Origin of the sequence: Enterococcus sp. C102(2024), assembly GCF_040888205.1 — a bacterium.
GTDB lineage: Bacteria > Bacillota > Bacilli > Lactobacillales > Enterococcaceae > Enterococcus > Enterococcus faecalis.
The window spans coordinates 333,393-355,569 of sequence record NZ_JBFOHH010000001.1 but is presented as its reverse complement, the minus strand read 5'-3'; the positions used below and the strand labels follow the sequence as shown (position 1 = coordinate 355,569).

Annotated in this window: 20 protein-coding genes and 1 pseudogene; 6 read left to right on the top strand and 15 right to left on the bottom strand. The window is 35.5% G+C overall.

Annotated elements, in window-relative coordinates; all coding sequences use genetic code 11:
• Positions 1-8 precede the first annotated feature (8 nt).
• Positions 9-1,775 (bottom strand): glycoside hydrolase family 13 protein, encoded by a 1,767-nt coding sequence (locus AB3I34_RS01825; protein WP_010712388.1) that lies wholly within the window; start codon positions 1,773-1,775, stop codon positions 9-11.
• A gap of 259 nt (positions 1,776-2,034) precedes the next feature.
• Between AB3I34_RS01825 and AB3I34_RS01820 the strand changes: the two genes are divergently transcribed.
• From AB3I34_RS01820 to AB3I34_RS01810, 3 genes are all read left to right on the top strand, one after another.
• A complete protein-coding gene (locus tag AB3I34_RS01820) occupies positions 2,035-3,285 on the top strand; it encodes an extracellular solute-binding protein (protein ID WP_262231403.1) in 1,251 nt (416 codons plus the stop codon).
• A gap of 85 nt (positions 3,286-3,370) precedes the next feature.
• Positions 3,371-4,714: a carbohydrate ABC transporter permease gene (locus AB3I34_RS01815; RefSeq protein WP_010712387.1), complete on the top strand. Its 1,344-nt coding sequence runs from the start codon at positions 3,371-3,373 to the stop codon at positions 4,712-4,714.
• A gap of 3 nt (positions 4,715-4,717) precedes the next feature.
• Complete coding sequence (locus AB3I34_RS01810) at positions 4,718-5,581, top strand: sugar ABC transporter permease (RefSeq protein WP_002360454.1); 864 nt, start codon at positions 4,718-4,720, stop codon at positions 5,579-5,581.
• A gap of 37 nt (positions 5,582-5,618) precedes the next feature.
• Here the strand turns inward: AB3I34_RS01810 and AB3I34_RS01805 are convergent, their stop codons facing one another.
• A complete protein-coding gene (locus AB3I34_RS01805; RefSeq protein WP_002365578.1) occupies positions 5,619-6,128 on the bottom strand; it encodes a MarR family winged helix-turn-helix transcriptional regulator in 510 nt (169 codons plus the stop codon).
• Between the two features lie 124 nt (positions 6,129-6,252).
• On the opposite strand from AB3I34_RS01805, the gene AB3I34_RS01800 reads away from it, so the two are divergent.
• The 3 genes from AB3I34_RS01800 to AB3I34_RS01790 all read left to right on the top strand — a co-directional run bounded on the left by AB3I34_RS01800 (position 6,253) and on the right by AB3I34_RS01790 (position 9,871).
• A complete protein-coding gene (locus AB3I34_RS01800; RefSeq protein WP_010712386.1) occupies positions 6,253-8,592 on the top strand; it encodes an ATP-binding cassette domain-containing protein in 2,340 nt (779 codons plus the stop codon).
• Between the two features lie 120 nt (positions 8,593-8,712).
• The gene (gene camE / locus AB3I34_RS01795; RefSeq protein WP_002358931.1) at positions 8,713-9,213 is read left to right on the top strand and encodes a plasmid sex pheromone cAM373 precursor; all 501 of its coding nucleotides are present in this window, start codon (positions 8,713-8,715) and stop codon (positions 9,211-9,213) included.
• Positions 9,214-9,409: 196 nt separating this feature from the next.
• A complete protein-coding gene (locus AB3I34_RS01790; RefSeq protein ID WP_002371232.1) occupies positions 9,410-9,871 on the top strand; it encodes a hypothetical protein in 462 nt (153 codons plus the stop codon).
• Between the two features lie 42 nt (positions 9,872-9,913).
• On the opposite strand, the gene trxB is transcribed toward AB3I34_RS01790, so the two are convergent.
• The 13 genes and pseudogenes from trxB to essC form a co-directional block, all read right to left on the bottom strand.
• Positions 9,914-10,828 (bottom strand): thioredoxin-disulfide reductase, encoded by a 915-nt coding sequence (gene trxB, locus AB3I34_RS01785; RefSeq protein WP_002357780.1) that lies wholly within the window; start codon positions 10,826-10,828, stop codon positions 9,914-9,916.
• Between the two features lie 740 nt (positions 10,829-11,568).
• Positions 11,569-12,018, bottom strand: a complete 450-nt coding sequence (locus AB3I34_RS01780) for a DUF5085 family protein (protein WP_010712385.1) — start codon at positions 12,016-12,018, stop codon at positions 11,569-11,571.
• An 8-nt stretch (positions 12,019-12,026) separates the two neighbouring features.
• Positions 12,027-12,473 carry a hypothetical protein gene (locus AB3I34_RS01775; RefSeq protein WP_025189366.1) on the bottom strand — a complete coding sequence of 149 codons (447 nt, stop codon included), beginning with the start codon at positions 12,471-12,473 and terminating at the stop codon, positions 12,027-12,029.
• 239 nt (positions 12,474-12,712) lie between these two features.
• On the bottom strand, positions 12,713-13,441 hold the full coding sequence (locus AB3I34_RS01770; RefSeq protein ID WP_010712383.1) for a hypothetical protein: 729 nt from the start codon (positions 13,439-13,441) through the stop codon (positions 12,713-12,715).
• Complete coding sequence (locus AB3I34_RS01765) at positions 13,429-14,127, bottom strand: hypothetical protein (RefSeq protein ID WP_010712382.1); 699 nt, start codon at positions 14,125-14,127, stop codon at positions 13,429-13,431. The genes AB3I34_RS01770 and AB3I34_RS01765 overlap by 13 nt, the downstream gene beginning before the upstream one ends.
• 25 nt (positions 14,128-14,152) lie before the next feature.
• Complete coding sequence (locus AB3I34_RS01760; RefSeq protein WP_010712381.1) at positions 14,153-14,851, bottom strand: hypothetical protein; 699 nt, start codon at positions 14,849-14,851, stop codon at positions 14,153-14,155.
• Positions 14,848-16,389: a T7SS effector LXG polymorphic toxin gene (locus AB3I34_RS01755; RefSeq protein ID WP_010712380.1), complete on the bottom strand. Its 1,542-nt coding sequence runs from the start codon at positions 16,387-16,389 to the stop codon at positions 14,848-14,850. Before AB3I34_RS01755 ends, AB3I34_RS01760 begins: the two co-directional genes overlap by 4 nt.
• Before the next feature lie 15 nt (positions 16,390-16,404).
• Positions 16,405-16,596, bottom strand: a complete 192-nt coding sequence (locus AB3I34_RS01750; RefSeq protein ID WP_241694646.1) for a DUF4176 domain-containing protein — start codon at positions 16,594-16,596, stop codon at positions 16,405-16,407.
• The gene (locus AB3I34_RS01745; protein ID WP_228759694.1) at positions 16,596-17,048 is read right to left on the bottom strand and encodes a hypothetical protein; all 453 of its coding nucleotides are present in this window, start codon (positions 17,046-17,048) and stop codon (positions 16,596-16,598) included. Before AB3I34_RS01745 ends, AB3I34_RS01750 begins: the two co-directional genes overlap by 1 nt.
• Positions 17,049-17,061: 13 nt before the next feature.
• Positions 17,062-17,334 (bottom strand): hypothetical protein, encoded by a 273-nt coding sequence (locus AB3I34_RS01740; RefSeq protein ID WP_002385949.1) that lies wholly within the window; start codon positions 17,332-17,334, stop codon positions 17,062-17,064.
• A 19-nt stretch (positions 17,335-17,353) separates the two neighbouring features.
• Positions 17,354-17,800: a DUF5082 family protein gene (locus AB3I34_RS01735; protein WP_010712378.1), complete on the bottom strand. Its 447-nt coding sequence runs from the start codon at positions 17,798-17,800 to the stop codon at positions 17,354-17,356.
• A gap of 12 nt (positions 17,801-17,812) precedes the next feature.
• Positions 17,813-18,685 (bottom strand): DUF6232 family protein, encoded by an 873-nt coding sequence (locus tag AB3I34_RS01730; RefSeq protein WP_010712377.1) that lies wholly within the window; start codon positions 18,683-18,685, stop codon positions 17,813-17,815.
• 14 nt (positions 18,686-18,699) lie between these two features.
• Positions 18,700-21,194: pseudogene (gene essC / locus AB3I34_RS01725) on the bottom strand (type VII secretion protein EssC).
• Positions 21,195-22,177 lie beyond the last annotated feature (983 nt).

Sequence of the window (22,177 nt, the reverse complement as noted above, 5' to 3'; positions counted from 1 at the left end):
CTTAATTATTATGCTTCATATAAAAGAAAACCTTTTGGTAAAACCATTATCTGTTCTGAAGCAATTTCGATAGAAGAACTTAGCAAAACTTCTCGATCAGTTCTATCGACAAATTGTGTCTCTTGGCCAGTATTAAAAATCCCATAGATCGTCTGTTCCTCCAAACGACAAGCGAGTCTAATCAACCCCGTTTCAAAAGAAGTGCCTGTCCAATCGATTGTTCCACCAGAAAAAACAGCTGCATACTTTTTGCGAAGGGCAATCAATGATTTTACAAATCCCTTCAAATCCAAATCTTGCTGATTTTCCTCCCAAACCATACAACGACGACAATCAGGATCCATATCACCTGTCATACCAATTTCATCACCATAGTAAAGACAAGGGACGCCTGGTTGAATATACGTAAACGCTAATACTTGGCGCATCAACTCTTTATCCTCTTTCGTTTCATGCAATAAGCGTGGTGTATCGTGGGAATCTAAAACATTAAACTGCATTTGATTCGTTTGTTGTCGATAGAGCATTAACTGGTTGTTCATTTCAGAAAGCATCTTTTCCAAGGACAGTTCTTGCTTGACAAAGTAGCCCATAATCGCATCTGTGTATGCATAATTCATCACTGCATGAAATTCGTCTCCTTGGAGCCAGCTTTGCGACGAGTGCCAAATTTCTCCTAAAATATAAAAATCTTCTTTTGCGTCATCACATGTTTGCCGGAATTTTTTCCAGAACGCATGATCCACTTCGTTTGCCACATCTAAACGCCAGGCATCAATATCATATTCCTCAATCCAATAACGAGCAATTTCTAAAAGATAGGCTTGCACTTCTGGATTTGCTGTATTTAATTTAGGCATATGCGGAGTGAATGCAAAAGTATCATAGGTAATGTTGCTTGCTTCTTCAAAATCAGCACTTTCTTCATAGCTAGCTGGAAACTCATTTACGTGGAACCAATCGGCATAAATTGAGTCCTGGCCATTTTTTAACACATCTTGCCATTGAGGCGAAGTGTCCCCCATATGATTAAAAACGGCGTCCAACATAATCTTAATGCCCCGTCGATGACACTCTTCAACTAAACGCTTAAAGGTAGCGCCATCACCAAAAGCTGGGTCAATTTTTAAATAATCAATCGTATCATATTTGTGATTAGAAAACGCTTCAAAAATTGGGCAAAAATATAAGCCGTTAACACCTAAATCTTCAATGTAATCAAGATGATCTAGCACCCCTTGCAAATCCCCACCAAAAAAATCTTGTCGATCTGGTCTTTTAGATCCCCAACGCAACGTCCCTTCAGGATCATTGGCGGGATCACCATTTGCAAAACGCTCTGGAAATATTTGATACCAAACCGTTTCTTTGACCCATTCAGGTGCTTTAAAACGATCGATTTCATGAAAATACGGCATCCGAAAATAATTATTCGCCATCTTTAAATACTTTTCTTCTAAAGGATAAATGCCGTGTTCGCCATAAAACGCCGTCAAGCCATCCGTCCCTACTAAAGTAAAAGCATATGAAAGGCGTTTAAATTTTGCACTTAATGCAATAAACCAGTAATCATATAACTCCGTAGATACTAACTTCTCCATGGTTAACGACTGTTGGTACCACTTTTCTTTTCCTAAAAGATAAGGGTCTCCTTGCACTAATTGGACAGAGGCAATGTCGCCTTTTGCCGTACGCAAACGAATATGCATGGTTTCTTCTGTATAAAGATAAGCAAATTCACTTTCTGGACGATGGTAGATTGCAGCAGTGTTCATTTAATTCTCTCCTTTAATTGTCGCTTTCCGTGTATTTTCTAATACTCGAACACATTTTAGCGCAAACGATTGCATTTGTATACCCTTTTTTATTTTTTTATTTAAAATGCTCAATTAGTGGTATACACCACTTTAAATAAACAGTATGTTATTTATAACAAAAAAACTTTTTTAACTTTCTCGATGAAAAACACTTGATTATTTCCGCAATCGGTTGCATAATAAGACTTGTAAAAAATAATTTTTGGAGGGTTCAAAAATGAAAGCGAATTGGAAAAAGATTTTAATGGGCGGTATCCTTTTAAGTGCTTCCGCGGTTTTACTTACTGCCTGTGGTGGCGCAGAAAAAACGAAAGCTGAAAATGAAAGCGGTTCAGCAAATAAAACAGCTGGTGACGTAAAATTATGGGTTGATACTGAATATATGGGCGTCTTTAAAAAAGTTGTCGCCGATTTTGAAAAAGAAAACCCCGATATTAAAGTTAACTTAACTGCTGGAAATTCGGCAGATGCTAAAAAAGACATTGCAAAAGATCCTAAAGCTGCCGCAGATGTTTTCATGATGCCACATGATCAAATTGGTCAAATGGCAGAAGCTGGTCTGATTTACCCTAACACAAAATATGAAAAAGAAGTCAAAGAAAACAATATCGACTCGGCAGTCGCAGGAGTCACTTGGAAAGACAAAGTCTATGCCTACCCTTATGCCGTAGAGTCACAAGTTCTTTATTATAACAAAGATACGTATTCTCCAGAGGAAATCAAAACTTGGAAGTCTTTAACTGAAAAAGGCAAAATCGGTACCAATTTTGGCGAAGATGGCGCAAATTATATCTTCGGTCCTCTATTTATGAGTAACGGCGATTACTTATATGGTGAAAATGGCGAAGATCCAAAAGGTACCAACTTTAACAATCAACAAGGCATTGAGGTATTACAATGGATTGCCGATCAAAAAAATAATCCTGGTGTGATCCAATCAAATACAGAAGCATTGTCTAATCTAGGTTCTGGCAAAACGGATGCCTTCCTTTCTGGCCCTTGGTCTAAAAACGATGTAGAAAAAGCTCTTGGCGACAAAATGGGGGCTGCTGCCTATCCAACCATTGATTTTGGCAATGGAGAAAAACAAATGAAAGCTTTCTTGGGCGTTCGTAGTTTTGCTGTCAACCAACAAACACAAGCACCATTGGCCGCAATGACATTAGCAAACTATTTAACAAGTGAAAAATCACAAATGACTTACTTCAAAGAAATCGGTTTTGTCCCTTCAAACAAAAAATTACAAACAAACGAAGAAATTACACAAGATACTGTTGCAAAAGCTATCTTAGAAATGGCGCAACCAACCCACTCTGTGGTAATGCCAAAAATCCCAGAAATCGTTTCATTCTGGCCTGCGATGGATGCAGTAATCAATGATACGTACAAAGGCAATATCAAACCTGCGGATTATCAAGCAAAATTAGATAAATTAGTCCAAGACACATCAAAAGAAGCAAAAGAATAAAAAGAGTAAAGAAATGGGACGAGCTTCAATCTGCTGTCCCATTTCCTCTATCTTTTTTATTTAAGTAGAAAGTGAGTGAACGAAGATGTTCAAGAAAAAGAAAGCCCAGACGTCATTTCGAGAGGTCTTTAAAAAAGGCGACTTCGCTACAAAACTATCTTTTTTAGTTATGGGTGCTGCAAACTTCGCCAACAAGCAGTGGTTAAAGGGAATCATCTTTTTAACAGCTGAAATTGGCTTTATCTATTGGTTAATCCGTAATGGTTTCCATGCATTAATGATGCTAGGAACACTAGGGACCCAACAGCAAGGATTAGTATATGATGATTCTTTAGGGATTGAAGTTCTAAAAGAAGGCGATAATTCAATGCTCTTATTATTATTCGGAATTGCAGCAATTTTAGTCTGTTTATCGCTAATCATTTTATATGTAATCAATTTAAAAAGCGTCCGTCACCTATATGAATTAAAGACAGCCGGCAAAAAAATTCCAACAACTATGGATGATTTACGTAGCTTGTTAAACGAACGTTTCCATGCAACTTTAATGACGATCCCCTTACTAGGCGTTCTTTTCTTTACCATCTTGCCGTTGTTATATATGATTTCAATTGCCTTTACCAACTACGACCATAACCATTTGCCACCGAAAAACCTTTTTACTTGGGTTGGATTGGCAAATCTAGGCAATGTAATCACAGGCGATATGGCTTCAACGTTCTTTCCAGTACTTGGCTGGACCTTGATTTGGGCTGTTTTTGCAACCGCAACTTGTTTCTTTTTTGGAATCATTTTAGCCTTGCTTATCAATACAAAAGGCTTAAAATATAAAGCATTTTGGCGGACCATTTTTGTTATCACGATGGCCGTACCTCCGTTTGTTTCACTTTTAATTATGCGAAACCTCTTAAATGGTTCCGGACCTATCAATGCTCTGTTGTTAAACTGGGGCTTAATCGATTCTTCTATCCCCTTCTTAACAGATCCGAATTGGGCAAAATTAACCATTATTGTTGTCAATATGTGGATTGGTATTCCTGCTACGATGTTAATCTCTACAGGGATTATCCAAAACCTTCCTGAAGATCAAATCGAAGCAGCTAGAATTGACGGTGCCAATAAATGGCAAATTTTTAAAAGTATTACGTTTCCACAAATTCTATTTGTGATGACCCCGGCGCTAATTCAACAGTTTATTGGCAACATCAATAACTTCAATGTCATTTATCTATTAACAGGTGGCGGGCCAGCCAATTCTAACTTCTACGGTGCAGGCTCAACTGACCTTTTAGTTACCTGGTTATACAAATTGACTGTCGATACAATGGATTACAATTTAGCCTCTGTGATTGGTATTTTAATCTTCATTCTCTCCGCAGTCTTCAGTTTAATTGCCTATACACGGACGAATTCATTTAAGGAGGCGTAACTTATGGCTAAAGCAAAAAGTTACCAGAAAAAACAACGCACTGCACTTACCAGCGTTTACATCATTCTAACCATTTTAGCAGTTTTTTGGATGTTCCCCATTGTGTGGATTATCTTAACAAGTTTTCGTGGCGAAGGCGGTGCATTTGTTCCCTATATCATTCCCAAAACATTCACTTTAGAAAATTATAAAGTATTATTAACAAATCAGACTGGCAACTTCCCCTTTGTCCGTTGGTTTTTGAACACCTTGTTCGTCTCCATCGCAAGCTGTCTGTTATCAACTTTCATTACAATCGCAATGGCTTATGCGCTGTCACGGTTGCGTTTCCGCTTAAGAAAACCATTTTTAAAAGTGGCGCTCGTTTTAAATATGTTCCCTGGTTTTATGAGCATGATTGCCGTTTACTATATTTTAAAAGCCTTAAATTTAACTGAAAGTTTATTCGCTTTAATTCTGGTTTACTCTGCAGGCTCGGCGCTAGGTTTTTACATCGCCAAAGGGTTCTTCGATACCATTCCGATGGCTTTAGACGAATCGGCTATGATTGACGGTGCCAACAAGTGGCAAATTTTCACAAAAATTACGTTGCCATTGTCGAAACCAATTATTGTCTATACTTCTTTAACCGCCTTCATGGGCCCTTGGATGGATTTTATTTTCGCAAAAGTTATTATGGGTGATAAAGTTGAAAATTACACCGTTGCGATTGGTCTCTTTTCGATGATGACCAAATCAACAGCCAATTCACTATTCATGGCTTTTACAGCAGGATGTGTGCTAATTGCCATTCCAATTACTATTTTATTTATATTAATGCAACGTTTCTATGTAGAAGGCGTGACTTCTGGCTCTGTCAAAGGCTAGAAAAAACATCGTTTGGTTTATAGCCAAACGATGTTTTTTATTTTTTGGCGTTGTTTTCCTTACACGTTTTTCTTCGTAGCGCTTGATAATTGGACAAAATTTTCATGACCGCCAAAAAGTGTTGATTGACCTCTTGATAATCCTCTAAGGAAAGAACACTAAGCGTTTCAGATAGTTGCTGTTTTACTTGATTTTCTTTTTGCTTAAAGAGCTTCTCGCCTTCTTTTGTCGTATAAACATTAACCACGCGGCGATTTTCTTGATTATGGCGACGTTGAACAATCGCTCGTTCTTCTAACCCCGCAATAGAGCGACTCACTTGAACTTTCGACGTTCCTACTTGGTTGGCTAACTCCGTCATACTAATTCCTTCATTCGTTGCCACAATTAATAAAATTAACATGTCTAACTTTGTTAATTTTAGATCCTCCAAGTCTAGGTCTTTAAAAAGCAATTGGCTCATATATGAAAAAATTTCAGTAAAGACACTAATATCTAAATTTGATGAATGCTTCTCTTTATCCATATGTTCTCCCTCGTTTCCCACCTAGTGTATACTAAATTCACTTGATTATCAAATGGTAATGATTGATTTTTGTTAACTATTATGTTACGTTATACACTAACTTAAGGTTGTGTTGTTGATAAATTGGAAGAAGGATGCGAAAAATATGCTAGAACTCAAAGAGATAAAAAAATATTATACTGTCGGCGGAACGACCACTAAAGCTTTAGATGGCGTCTCTGTCGCTTTTCGAAAACAAGAATTTGTAGCCATTCTGGGTCCCAGCGGCTCTGGTAAAACGACGATGTTGAATGTGATTGGCGGATTGGACAATTACGATTCTGGTGACTTAATCATTAACGGCAAATCAACAAAAAATTTTAAAGAAGCCGACTGGGATGCTTATCGGAATAACTCAATTGGTTTTATTTTTCAAAGTTACAACTTAATTAGTCATCAAGGGATTTTGGATAATGTCGAGCTTGGTATGACACTGAGTGGTATTTCAAAAGCAGAAAGACGCCAAAAAGCCGAAGATGCACTCATCCGTGTCGGTTTGAAGGACCATATCCATAAAAAACCTTCCCAATTATCTGGCGGTCAAATGCAACGGGTTGCCATTGCTCGCGCTTTAGCTAATGATCCCGATATTTTACTTTGTGATGAACCAACTGGTGCATTGGATTCAGAAACCAGTCTGCAAATTATGGCACTTATCCAAGAACTTTCGAAAGAAAAATTAGTTATTATGGTGACCCACAATCCTGAATTAGCTCACGAATACGCTGATCGAATTATTGAATTTTCAGATGGCCAAATTCGTCATGACTCACGTCCTCATATTGAACATGAAAAAAAAGAACCTTTCGAATTGAAACGCACCAAAATGAAATTCACGACTGCGCTGCGTTTATCTTTTAATAATATCCGCACTAAAAAAGGGCGAACTTTTTTAACCGCCTTTGCTTCAAGTATCGGAATTATCAGTATCGCGATTGTCCTTTCTCTTTCAACAGGATTCCAGAAACAAATTGATAAAACTCAGTCGGAAACGTTAGCGCAATTTCCGATTACCATTTCTAAAATAGCGACAGATCAAGATCCAGAAAGTTTCAACAATCAGGACAAAAAAGGCACCTTCCCGAAAGAAAAAGAAGTGACTGCTAAAATTAGCGATGCGGACCGTGCGCAACACACGAATTTAATTGATCAAAAGTTTATTGACTATGTCAATCACATTGATCCTGAATTAAGTAATAATATCGGCTATACTCGTCTAGTCAATATGAACTTATTAAGAGAAATCAACGGGAAAGCACAAGCTGTCAAATTTTCAAACGATGCACCCGACGGCCAATCAAACGCGATGGCTTCTATGATGGCTGCCCAAACTGGCGTCGGCGTTTCTGCTTTTCCTAAACAACTAGAAAATGGAAAAAACAATTTCTTAAAAGACAATTACTCGTTGCTTGAAGGAAATTATCCAGAAAAAGAAACCGATGTCGTTTTAATCGTCGATAGTAACAATACCACCAATATTAATGCTTTAAAAAATCTTGGCTTTGACGTGAAAGATAATCAAAAGATTGCCTTTTCAGACATTGTTGGCACAAAAATGAAATTAGCCAATAATAATGCATTTTACACCAAATTATCGACAGGCAACTTCATTCCTAACCAAGATTTGCAAGCTGTTTACGATAACCCAGAAAATACTGAATTAACAATTTCAGGGATTTTGCGAATTAAAGATTCTTCAACAATGAATCTATTAGCACCTGGAATTGCTTATAGCGATGCACTTTCAACTAATATGATTGCCAAAAACAAAACCTCTGACATTGTTAAAGCGCAAGAAGCCAGCAACACTAACGTTATGACTAACGAAACATTAGATGCTTCCGCGAAAGAAAACCTGTTGTCTTATTTAGGAGCGAATGAAATCCCTTCAAGTATTATGATTTATCCAAACGACTTCAAATCAAAAGATAAAATTCTTGATTATTTAGATGCTTATAACAAAGGAAAAGATAAAAAAGACCAAATCATCTATTCTGATTTAGCTGGAACAATGACCCGCTTAACAGGTGGTTTAATGGATGCCATCACCTATGTGCTGATTGCATTTGCTGGGATTTCCCTTGTTACAAGTATGATTATGATTGGGATTATCACCTATACTTCTGTCATTGAGCGGACCAAAGAAATCGGTATCCTGAAAGCGTTAGGAGCTCGTAAAAAAGATATTACCCGGGTGTTCGATGCCGAAACTGCTATTTTAGGCGTTGCCTCTGGCATTCTTGGTGTTGTGATCGCCTTTCTCGCAACATTTCCGATCAATGCAGTGCTCTATAACCTGACTGATTTAGAAAATGTTGCCACCTTAAATCCAATTCACGGGATTATTTTGATTGTAATTAGCACAATCTTAACCATGATTGGTGGCCATATTCCTGCCCGAATGGCAGCCAAAAAAGATGCGGCAGTTGCTTTACGTGCAGAATAAATAACAAAAAAACAATCCTTTAATTTCTCTTAAAGGATTGTTTTTTTATTTGTATTTCTTATAAAACCTCCGTATACTAAATGATTGTGAATACTTAATAAAAGGAAACGAGGTAATTTCATGTTAAAAAAACCATTTTTACTATTTTTTTCACTTTTAGGAGCTATTTTTATTTTAGCTAGTTGTGGCATAGGAAAAGATGCTGTCACAGATACAAAGTACAAAGTTAGTTTGCAGCAAGCTGCTGAAATCTACGAAAAAGAAGCTGGCAACAGCAAACCATTAGTAAATGTCCAATTTGATACAGAACCAGCAAGTGACTACAGCTATATCTTTACCAACGATACAGAAACACTTTACGTGAATCCTGAAACAGGAAAAGTCACCAAAAATACTGAAGCAAATCAACTTGGCGAAAACGAGACAGCCTTTTCAGCTGCTGAAGTCAAAGAATTAGGCGCTGTTAACGACGTTTTAGCCAAAGCAAAAAAAGAAGTTGGAGGACTTTCTCCACGTATTTTGACTTGGAAGTTAACCAAAAATAACAATAAACTTGTTTATACAGTAGATGTTAAAACAACTACGGCAGATGAAAAAGTTACCTTAGATGCCAATAAATAAGCACAAGCGTATAACTTATCACGAAATAACCAAATCTTAAAATACTCTTTGGGACAGAACCTACGCATTCGGAAACCTTAACATTTTCCGAAGCCGATCGTTCTGTCCCAATTTCATTCTTTTAAGTAATAATAATTGTTCGTTACCCCTGCTACCGTTATACTTAGTTTAAAAGAAAAGATGGGAGTATCAATTCATGGTTTATACAGTTGATTTTAAAGAAGTAGCCACTATTGGTTTAGAAAGTTCACCAGTGGCACCTGCCCTTGCTGGACTAAGAGCGAATGAAGCTCGCTATTTTTGGAATAAATACAAACATCGCTTTACGACCGTCCCTGCCTCTGAAGCTCCAGAAACATTGGCCTGGATTGAAAAAATTTTATTGGAACGAGCGTTACATTTCCCTTACAAGCCACTTGAAATTTCTTCTTTCACTTTAGATGGCATAAAAATGGCCTATGTATTTTATGAAAACGGCTTAGCAGTTAACGTGATGTACACATTAGCTGAGGAAGGCAAACGCGCCGTTGGGTTTAAACTTTCAGATGGTATGGCAATCCCTGCAGAATTTGAAGGAAAATTCAAATTTGCTCGTCAAAAATCAAAATTAGCTGGAACCATTCGTGGCTCTTATTTTGTCATTAAAGGAACCTATTAAAAAAATGCTTTTGCCCTTATTATTAAAGGCAAAAGCATTTTTTTATTTTAATTCTTCAATATAGTTAAATACTTGTTGTCCAGCAATACCGCCTTCACCGACCGCTGTCGTGATTTGACGCAATGTTTTTTCACGGACATCACCAATGGCATAAACACCAGGAATTTTTGTTCTCATTTCTTGGTCTGTTTCAATCCAACCAGCCTCATTCGTAATACCAGCTTTCTTAAATGGTTCTGTTAATGGATCTAGCCCCACGTAAATGAACACGCCGTTTGCTTCAATTTCAGAAACTTCATCTGTTTTGACATTCCGTGCTTTCACACCTGTCACGACCATTTCATTGCCAACAATTTCTTCGACAACTGTATCCCAAACAAAGGAAATCTTTTCATTTGCAAAGGCACGATCTTGAATGATTTTTTGCGCACGCAATTCATCACGACGGTGAACAATCACTACTTCAGAAGCAAATTGTGTTAAATAGATTGCTTCTTCAACTGCAGAATCGCCGCCACCAACAACTACTAAGCGTTTATTTTTAAAGAAGGCGCCGTCACAAACGGCACAATAAGAAACACCACGGCCAGCAAATTCTTCTTCGCCTTTTACACCCAATTTTCGGTGTTCACAGCCTGTTGCAATAATTACCGCTTTAGCTTCATAAGATTTGTCATCACAAATCACTTCTTTATAGGATCCGTGGTCTTCGATACCCATCACAATGCCATACGCATTTTCCGTACCAAATTTTTCTACATTTTCATACATTTTATAGGCCAATTCTGGACCCATAATAGAATCAAAGCCTGGGTAATTCTCTACCTCAGCAGTGTTGTTCATTTGCCCACCAGGCGCACCGCGTTCAATCATCAATACAGAAAGATTGGACCGTGATGCATAAAGTGCTGCCGTCATCCCAGCAGGACCGGCACCAATGATAATTACATCATACATTTTATTTCCCCCAAAATTTTAAGTAAGTTTACTTTACTCCTTAAACAATTTCTTGTCTACTTTTCTGCCCTTTTTTGACATTCGGAGTAGGTGTGTCTATTACGTAAGTTATTGTACCACGGTTTTGTGTTTTCTAGGAGGGGGAAGGAAGATTAATTTAGCTATTGTATTTAAACCAGAATTCTTCAATTTTTTCTTTGAATGCTATCGTTGGATAATTCCCTCTTAAATCAAAAGTATGTCTATCACCATCACTAAATTTTATTTGATAATTATAAATAACCTCCCTTTCCATTTGTCTGAAAAGTCCTACATCAATGACCTCCGACCAACTACGCACTATTAGAAATCCCTTTTCATGATATGACAAACCACGACTGTCCATTCTATATAAAATGCCACCATATTTTCTGATATACTTAGTCTCATTAATCCCGGTTTCGATTATCAAAAAAGCAAACATACATATTAATTTAAGTAAGGATAAAGCACTGATTAGTATAGCCACTACTGTTAAAAAAACAAAAAAATTATATTACTTGTCACTGGATTTTTATAGAGTGGAAAGTAAAACCATACCAAGCAACTAAGTGTGACAAAAATAACACCTAGTCCTATACCAATTTTTTTGTACCCATCTGCCTTAGTCAGTCTCACTTCAAATATCTCTTCCTCATTTATAAGCAAACTCAAACTTTTCTCTCCTCTTTCCTTACAACAAAACTCTAATCAGTTCAAAACTATTTAACACCAATCATCAAATCAGTGTATACCTTATTATCTATTACTTGCGGACAATAGAAAATTGGTGAAACAATTGTCAAATCTTCCTGAACAACTATAGTGATTAACTCTTCTAATGCTTTAGAGAATTCAGATAGCTTATCGCCTTTTGCTCTAGTTGCTAACATATTGTTCACCTGAAAATAAGATTGGAAACGATATTCTGCTGGAAGATTCTCTTGCCATTCTTCATTGACAGGTAAAAAAACTTGAATCAGCAATTCTTCTTCACGAATGTCAGAATTCATTGAATAGAAAAAGCTGTCTGATAAAGAATAATCTGCTTCAAAAATTGTTTCCAAAGCATCTTCTAAACAACGACCCATCTCCTCTGAAGTCGTTACATAATAACGACTGATGACATTTTGATAATGTAATGATTGTTTATAGCCAATTGTTTTTCTCATTTTTTCACCTACTCTTTTGTTGGGATTAAAACATCTACCCAATATTCATCATAAACTAAGGTCATTACCAACAATAATTTATCATCAAATTCAATCTTTTGTTCCAGCAAGTAATCCGTCATTTCCTCAATATTAGCGCCAAGTTCATCATCAAAAGGAATTCTTTTACGAACTAGATGATCATAATGAATATTTTCTACAGTAAAAATCTCGCCACTTTCAACTGGCTCATTCACAGGAATATAAAATTTATACGTTTGTTGCTCTTCACTTAATTCAGTTGGTTTTAGTTCAATCATTGTTGGTCCATTTTTATAAAAACCTTCTTCATAAGTTAATTCTTCTGATTGTAAAATTAAATCCACTAATTGATCTGTTGTTGCTCGTTTTTCAATATACACTAAATTGTTCATTTCCAATGATACTTTTTCAATCATCTTCTTCCCTCTTTTCATTAAATTAATTTCCTAAAATCGATCTATTTTTAAATTTTTCAATACCTACCAATTCCTTTGATTGAATCTTTGAAGGCTGGTTTTAAGCCTCCTTGCGTGCTTGGAGTCAAGTAAAGTCTTTACCTTTTCTCATAACGTTATCAATGCCATTTAATTTATCTCATTTATTCAACCATTTTCCAGCTTTTTTGATTACTAAAGTACCGTCTGACATTCGTTTAACCCTGGAAGAAATATAGCTATTTTTTGGTTCTCTTGTTCTTCATCATTTCAATAGAATTTCCATATGCAGATTTGTTTAAATCAATCAATGGCATTTTCTTCCAATATCGTATTACACGAGGAAAATGGAAAATCCCAATATTAATAAGTATAGATATTGTGATAGAAAACCCTATAAAAAACAATGAGCTATTATCCAATATCTTTGCTAAAAGAAGAATTAATAATCCGAAAATGCCAATAAAGTTCATACAATAATTTGCGTATTTATCTCGAATGCTCAGATTATTTTTTTTCAAGGAGATGAAAGTTAAAACAAAATTATAAACAACCTGCAAAAAAAGACAACTAAAAACAAGAATAAGCTCCCATATAAATACATTAGTTGTGTTATCTGATAATGATGCTGTAAATGCACACAAAATTATTAAAAATAACATACCTAACGCATAAATAAATACAGCTAAATATTTTTGCAGCTTTTTTATTTTAAATAACATTAAACATACAACATCTAATATTAGTAATTGCATAATTATCTTTAAAAAGTTTAAAATAAACTGATTGGTTTCATCTGTTATGGTTCCCGAAGATCTTCCAGACCACCTACCTAAAAGCCAAAATAAAAGCAAAAATATATATCCACTTCCTGACAGTAAAAATGATTTATTTGTATACTCCTTTAAACTATATTTTTTATAATTCGATGGAATAAAATTTTTAAAAATACTTTTTATTTGAACCATCCAGATACCCCTTTTACCATTGAATTTACTCCAGATTTTAAAGAATTAGTTACTTTCCATTTCTTATCTGCATAATTAATTGCTTCTGAGACTGCAATTCCAGTTAAAACCACACCCACAACAGGAGCGCCAAAAAATCCTGCTACAGCACCAGCCGCTCCTATCGCCACCGTTGTCACCGCTACTTTCCCGACATCCACCAATGCACCACCCACTTTACTTGCGGTAATTTCTTTCCCTTTCAATCCGTCTTTTCTGGCTTGTTTTTCACTCTTGCTTATTCCTTGAACGACATCTACAGCTCCTAAATCTATGTTCAACCCTGGCACAATTTTTCCTGCACCTTTTGCATTGACTAATGCTTTGGCATCTTTCACAACACCATTAATCCCAAAACTTACGCTTTTTTTCAACGCACCACCAGCACTCTTTAAAGTTCCTTTGCCAATTCCTTTAACTGATTCTTTGAATGCTTGTTTTGATCCTTTTAATACAACATTTTTATCCATTAACTTCAATTTATGCAGTAATGAATCACCTAAATCAGTGAACTGTTTTAAACCGCCTGAGGTGCTTAGTCGAGTAAAGTCTTTGCCTTTTCTCATATAGTTATCAATTCCGGTTAGTTTATCAAACTTACTCAACCATTTCCCGGCTTTTTTGATGACTAAAGTGCCGTCTGACATTCGTTTAATTCTGGAAGAAATGTAGCTATTTTTTGGTTCTCTTGTTCTTCATCATTTCAATGGAATTTCCATATACAGATACATCGCTATCAATATCTGATTGTCTTTTCCAATAGTGTAATACTCTAGGATAATGAAATGTTGCTAAAATAAGTAAACCCGCTATTATTGCTGTAGCTCCAAAAACTCCAAATGATATATTGTCTTTAGCTTCTGATAAAACTATTAAACCAATTCCAAGCAAACTCACTCCGTTCATAATGAACATAGCAACCATATCTCGTAAATTCAAATTATTAATTTTTAACGAAATGAAAACAATCAGCATATATACAAACTCTAAAAAAATAAGCAGAATAAACAATAAACTAATACTTTCAATAAATACTTTTACAGGATTTTCTGCTAAGAAACTAAAAAATGCTATAGCAAAAAAAGTAAACAATATTGATGAAAAATACATAATTAACGCTAAATATTTTTGTATGTTTTTCTTATCAGATAGTAGATAAACGATTAATGAAAGTACAAATAAGACAACAGCTCCAATAGACTGTATGCTTAAAAAATTTTGATGTGTTTCTTTCTCTTTATCAAATATTTGTATAACTATCAAACCAATAAGCAACAGTAAATAAGCGCTCAACACTTTCTTAGCCGATTGTTTTGTAAAAGGCTTCTTGTTATAGTCTTTATATTTCGTAGGCACATAATTTTTTATCATGAAAACCATCCTCGCGCACTTTTTATTAGAGAGTTGACACCTTTTTTCATTTCCGAAGTAACTCCTAGTTTCTTATCAATTGTATTTGCTGCCCAACCTGCTATTATTCCCACACCAACAACTGCTCCTATTGATGCAGTGGCTGGTAAAAGTGCGGTTGCCGCTCCTATCGCCGCCGTTGTCACCGCCACTTTTCCGACATCCACCAATGCACCGCCAACTTTACTTGCGGTAATTTCATGCCCTTTCAAGCCATCTTTTCTGGCCTGTTTTTCACTCTTGCTTATTCCTTGCACAACCTCCACAGCACCTGCCGCTATGTTTAATCCGGGAATAATTTTTCCTGCACCTTTTGCATTGATTAATGCTTTAGCATCTTTCACAACACCGTTAACGCCAAAAGATAATCCTTTCTTTAACGATTTCCCCATTGATTTTAGAGTTCCCTTTGCGACTCCTTTAATACTTGCTTTACTAAAAGCTTCACCAGATTCTCTTAGAATAGACTTCTTATCTACTAAATCTAATTTGCCTAATAATTTATCTCCTAGTTTAGTAAATTCCTTTGCGGTCCCCGATGCAGTGATACTTAATGACCGGTGACCTTTTGGCACATAATCATCAATATCTGCTAATTGATCTAATTTTTTTAGCCAGCCTTTTGCTCGTCTCATTACCAATTTTCCATTCGGCAGACGTTTGATACGACTAGAAATGTATAATTTTTTCATATGGTTTATATATTTTTTTCCTGAAACAACGCCTTTTGCTATCGCATGATTAATTAATTTATCTAGTTCGTCTAACTTTTCTTCTGTTAAATTACCATCCATAGCCATTAAAATTGGATGGTCTTTTTCAAAAGCAAGTCTATCTTTTTCTTCTTCCTGGACTTTTTTATGTGCTTCTTTTATTTCATTTTTAAATGTCTTATCCGTAAAAATTGCCAATGATTTGGGATTGGTATAGCTTAATCCTCCGACGTTTGTGATTTGACTAGATTGTTGGGCTAGTTTGTCTTTTACAGCACTGTCTGCTTTGTGTCCGTTAAAGGTATCCATGCCTTTCAATGTTTCCGTCAAGACTTTCTTAGCCTCTTCCATTTTTTTATTAAATTGATTGGATGGTGCGGAAATAGGGACGATATGTGCTACAGAACTGTAGATGTTGCTAATTTTCTTATCTAATTTCGCAAAATTTGATAACGGTGTTGAAAATTTTCCTTTTGCTTCATTTAAGGCGTCTGTATCAATGATGGCTGAGTCACTATTTTCCTTCACACTAGCTTTAAAATCACTAATTGTTTTTTCCATTTCTTGTGCTATTGTATGTAAAAGATCATAATAATTGGTTAGCATCGGTAGTTGGTAATTACCAATTTCACCATTAATAGCTGTTTTGACTTTTCCAGATAAAGCATCGCTTCCTTGGACTGTTTTCCAATCGCTTTTGGCACGATTGATTTCTGCTTGTAGTTTATTTCTGGAAGAAGTAATTTTGTTTTTAGCTTCCATCACTTCACGCATATTAATTTTCATTTGCCCACCTCCTCATTAGACATACGTACACGAATATTTTTCATCTTGCACCAATTGTTTTCTCAAAACTTCAAAAGTAAACTTTTCCTCGTACGCATTAGTAGGCCCTTCTGAAATAACTCGTTTTACCATGACCGAGTTAAAATAAATTGGCTCCACCTCTGCTTGTAATCCAAATGGCCATAAAGTTCCTACGTAATCAATCATCATTGCGTTTCTGGAATGGTTAATTTTCTCCCTTGAACAGAAACAAATAAACCTAATTCATCTGTAGTAAAAAGCACTTTAACATCTTCGGTTAATAATTCTTCATCTAATTCGACAATGGTTCCAATTGGATAGATTTCTGTAAAAATTGTATCAACGAAACCCATAAATCGTTTAAATTGTGGCACGGTCAATACAACTTGTTTTTTTAACCAAGCAAAAGTGACTCTTTCCTTTTCGTAATCAAAACTAATTTGAATAATCGCGCCAATTCTTGGTTTATGTTCATAACTTGTGGTTTGATTGAGGAAACTTTGATAAATATTTTGAGCTAATTGGGGTTGACCGCCCAAAATTAAACCGAGTTCGTTTATGGTGTCCTTTGTTATTTTTCCAGTCAGGTTACTACTTTCTATAGTAGCCACCCACAACTCCTTTTGTTGTTGATTCATTTTTCTTCACTCCTTATTGACTAATTTTCATAGTAGCAGCTCCCGCTTTATCATCATTGGCTTTATTTTTTCCGGCAGCAATCATTTTATTGGTGCTTCCTTTTGCAAATTCTTTGTAACTTTCTAGAGAAGAATTGATTTGCTCTATCATTGTTTTGAATTCTGTAAAAGGTCGAGCATTTGTTTGAGAAAAAGATACAGTTTTCATTTTGCCAATTCCTGAAATTGTGCTGTTTGCTTTATTGACAGATTGCGTCCATTCCGATAAATTTACACCGCTTTTCATTATTTTTTTCACTCCTTTATTAAGAATCCAAACTCATTGCTATTGATAATAGTGCCGAAATTTGTGAATTTAATGAACTGATTGTCATGGCTTCACGTTGCGCTTCTTCTTGTAAGTTAGACAATTTCCGTTGAAACGTTTGTAAATTTTCTTGATTTTTTGTGGCATATTTTGATAAATCACTATCTACTTTTCTAATTTTTTCATTATACTTATTCCGTCGTGTGCCTTTAAAATTACTTCCAGAAATACTCTTTAACTGATTAGAAACGGTTGATTTCAATTGATGAATACTAAGAATCTCTCGACTTAATTCACGAATTGCTTTTTCTAATTCTCGAATTTTCTGATCAATTTGATTTTTGTTGGCTTGTGCCGTGTTGACCTGACTACTTAAATGACTGGCTTCAGCACGCTTTCCGGCTGCCAGTGCTCTTTTTTGCGCTTTTATTGCTTCATCACTCATGAGGTTCCTCCTTTATCGAATCCCTAAAATCGTTGAAATCACTTGAGCCAATACACCACTAGCAGTATTTAAAAATAGATTGGACGTAAAAATTTTCCGATTCATTTTAATGATTGTCTCAAATTGTTTTGAGTCTTTTTCTTCAACAGCTTTTAGCGCTTGCCTGTTGACTTGTTTTGTTTCGTCTTCATTTTTCAATGAAGTGATGACTGCTTTAAAATTAGCTTCAAGTACCGGCCAATCATAAACAGGTTGTTCATTTTTTTGATGATTCTGGTTGCCAAATATCGAATGATGAATAGTACTATCTGTGATATCCCCAACAGTAGTTGACGAATCTTCTTCATGATTATTCGAATGCATTGTATTGCCTTGTTGAATCCCTGTGTTTAGGTTGGCCTGGTTGCCATGAATTACATGGTGATTTCCTTGAATAATTTTTTGTTCCGCAATATTGATTTCTGAATACACATTTTTGTGATTGAATGCTGCTTCAACTGCATTACGGACTTTGTTTAAAAATTCATCATCTTGAAAATAAAGGGAATAATTATCTCCAGAATTTAGTTGAAAGATTAAATATTCTTTATTACTTTGATGTCTTTGATAAACCATATAGATATACAATCCTGTCAATCCCATAATAATTAAACTAATCCAACGTAATCCTTCAAACCGAATAGTTCCAAAAGCTAAAACAAAAATGCTTATCGCCATCACAGGAATTCTCATCCGCTTAGTTCCAGCATATATTCTGGAAATGTTACTTAATTGTAAAGTTAGATGATCAAATCTTAAAATGTTATCTTTGATAATAAAATGATTTGTTTCAATTTCTTCTTCGCTCTTTTTCATATCAATTAATTTTGAGAATTCATTATTCATAATTCCACTCCTTTTTATTCACTTACTAACTTCACCCGCATTGCTGTTCGACCTTCAAAGAAATGAGATTCATCCAATTCCACGGCAGGTTCATTATAATCACTTTTCGTTTTAACAAAGCTTTGGTCTGCGAGTCTGGTACCAACCATACCCGCTGGGATATTAGCACGTAATAATTTATCGGCATCATTAAAACTGTTTTCCAATAATTTTTGATTGGTTTGGAAAATAAAATACATCGCGACTTTGCTACCTTTTTTCAGTAGGATATTTAGGTTTTCAGCACTAATAAAGGATTTTTCGACAAATTGTTGCGCTTCGGGAATATAAATCAACATCGGTTCATACTCACTAATCATTTGTCGTTGTTCAATTTCCTGTAATAATTCATTGACAAAGCTTCCATATTCAGTTCCTGCGATCACTGTATCAAAGCTATCTGCATAACCGCCAAAACGGTCACTATGGTTAAAGATAATCCGTTCGGCACGCCCTCTAAAATGCTTCATGTCTTCGATAATCACTTTTTCAACAGATTCATTTTGTTGTGGTGTATCATCACCAATCACAAAATAACCATGTTCCGTTGGTTTGAAGCCCACTATGTTAGTCGTTTCTTTATCAAAGGCAATAGGGAACTCCATATTTTCCAGCATTTGTTGAGCGTGTGGATGATTGTATAGATTCGCCATAGCGATTGTTTTCGGTAACATTGGAATTGGTAGTGGTCGTTCACCGCCCCATTTTTGGTTCATCTTTTCAATTTCTTGTTCTAAACGGTTTAAACGAGCGATATCATTTTCCCCTTCTGTTGGTAGATAGATTTGAATTTCTTGCGGCTGTTCCAATTTCACTTGTGCACGTCCCATAATTTCTTGTGGAATCAAAGCTTCTCGTCCAACAACATCACGAATCGCATCTTCTTCTACTAAATACAAACCGATATGTGTTGGGATATTACTTGTCATACTCATTTTAAAGCTATTTGTTCTTAAGACCGTAATAATGGTATACAAGCCAACACTTGCTCCTTCTCGTAGCAATTGATTTAAAACAGATTCAATTGGATCCTCTAATGGGCTTTCTTTGACTGCATCAAACCCATCTACAATCGTAACAATCACTGGTAATTTCTGTCCTGATTTTTCTTCGTATTGATTTAAACTAGCAACACCGTATTCAGTAAAGGCATCTTTACGCTCTTGAATTTCTTTACGAATTCGTTTTAAGAATTTAACTAATTTTTCCTCTTCTTCCAAACGGACTAAATCAGCAACATGTGGTAATTTTTTCAACGGTAACAACCCATTTGTACCAAAATCAAACAAATTAAATTGAACTTGTTCTGGTGTATTTTTACGAGCAAAGTTCATTACTAGGGTTTGCAAAGCTGTTGATTTACCGAACCCCGGCGAACCATATAAGGCAGTATGATTTAATTCGTGCAAATCGAAATTGAAATTGACTTGTTCTTGTTTTGCTGGAATATCCATAAAACCAAAAGGAACAGAAAGTTCTCGTTGTTCTTGCCATTGCGTTTTAAAAAGTGGTGAAACAATTTCTGTTGCTAATGGAGGTAACCAAGGTTTCTCTGGTAAAGTTGCTTGACTTTCTTCCGCATGCTTGGCAATTTCTTCAACAATTGCATCTAATTGTGTTAACTCTTCCTCCGTTTTAATAGAAACCTCTTCTTCTTCGGAAAGGTCGGCAGTTAATAATTCGTATTGTCCTAATTGATTAATTGACCAAATCCTTTCATCCACTTTTTCTTCCTTGGTAGCGAATGGATCATAGTTAGCACCACTCCAAGCAGATTGGAATAATTCGTAAATTTCATTATTCCCTACTTGCAAATAAGCACGACCCGGTTGAGTAATACTAGCAGCATCTGGGGTTTTAATAATCTCATTGGAATCATTGGCGTCAGCAACTTTTAATGCCAGCTTAAACCGTGAGTTTGACCAGATTTGGTCGTCCACTACGCCGCTTGGTTTTTGTGTCGCCAAAATTAAATGTACACCTAACGAACGACCAATCCGCGCAGTAGAGACAAGTTCTGCCATAAAATCTGGTTCATTGGCTTTTAATTCAGCGAATTCATCGCTGATTAAAAATAAATGGGGTAATGGCTCACTTGGATAGTTTTTCTTTTCTTCTGGGTCAGTAATTTCTTTTCCTTGTTTATATAATTTCGTATAACCATTGATGTGGTTAACCCCGTATTCTCCAAATTTTCTTTGTCGTTTTTGTAATTCTGCACGAATACTTTGTAATGCTCTAGCTGAACTAGCTCCATCTAAGTTAGTAATCGAACCCAATAAATGAGGTAATTTTGCAAATAAGTTAGCCATTCCGCCTCCTTTAAAATCAATAGGTAAAAAACCTACATCTTCTGGAGCAAAATTAACAGCTAATGACAACATATAACTTTGAACGATTTCAGACTTACCAGAGCCAGTCGTTCCTGCGACAAGTCCATGCGGTCCATGGCACGTTCATGTAAGTTCAAGTAAACAATGTCATCTTTGCCACGAACGCCAAGAGGAACTGCTAAAGACTTAGAAGTATCGGCTCTTTGCCAAATAGTATATGTTTTAATGCTATATTATGTAGAAAGGCCAGAAGTTATATTGCAACTCCAAAATCTCAACTTTTTTTAGAATTGGCATAACTATTCTGGTCTCATTCATAGAAGTTTATCCGGATTACTTTTATTTATTACTGAAAAAATAGTTATGAATATCTTCTGTTAGTTTTCATGTATTTTAAATGTTTGCAACTATTATTATTTGTTCCTATACCATTCTTCTTTATCAAAAAAAACGTTCTACGAAATTCTTCTGAATATTTTTTTATTAATGCGCCTTGAATAAATTCATTCCCATCAAAAAAGGTTGTTGGAAGTAAACCTACGCAAAAACTACCGAGTATAACACCAAATCCTCCAACGACACCGTAAAGAAAATTAGTTATGTTATTTATATCAGAATAATATAAAGAAAGATTTTGTTATTCTATATACTTGCATACCCACAATAGTAAATATAATCAATCTAGCTGGAAACCGACTAAGTCCTTGTTGCCATTTTTTTACAGGTAATACAAAACCGTACGTATCATTCAATACTTTTTTTGTATCGGTAACAATTATTATTACTACTAACTTATACAGTAAAATATAGTAAAGCACTATCAATAACAGTCTGATATATGTGTTCAACTGTTGAAATTGCGCAAATACGATTATCCCACTATAGCCAAATACGCTAACTTCACTCAATGAAAACAGTATCATTTTATAATTAAATCGATTCAATCCTATACAACGATTTTTTTTTAGAAATTTTGAAATATAAATAGCAACTCAAAATGACAATGCCTATAATTATTCCAATAATTGCAATAAAAATTGGATATCCTTGTTTTGGTACATCTTTAAAATTGTATGTTGACATTGCAATTAGAAATATCGTAGGAATTATCATCGACCCA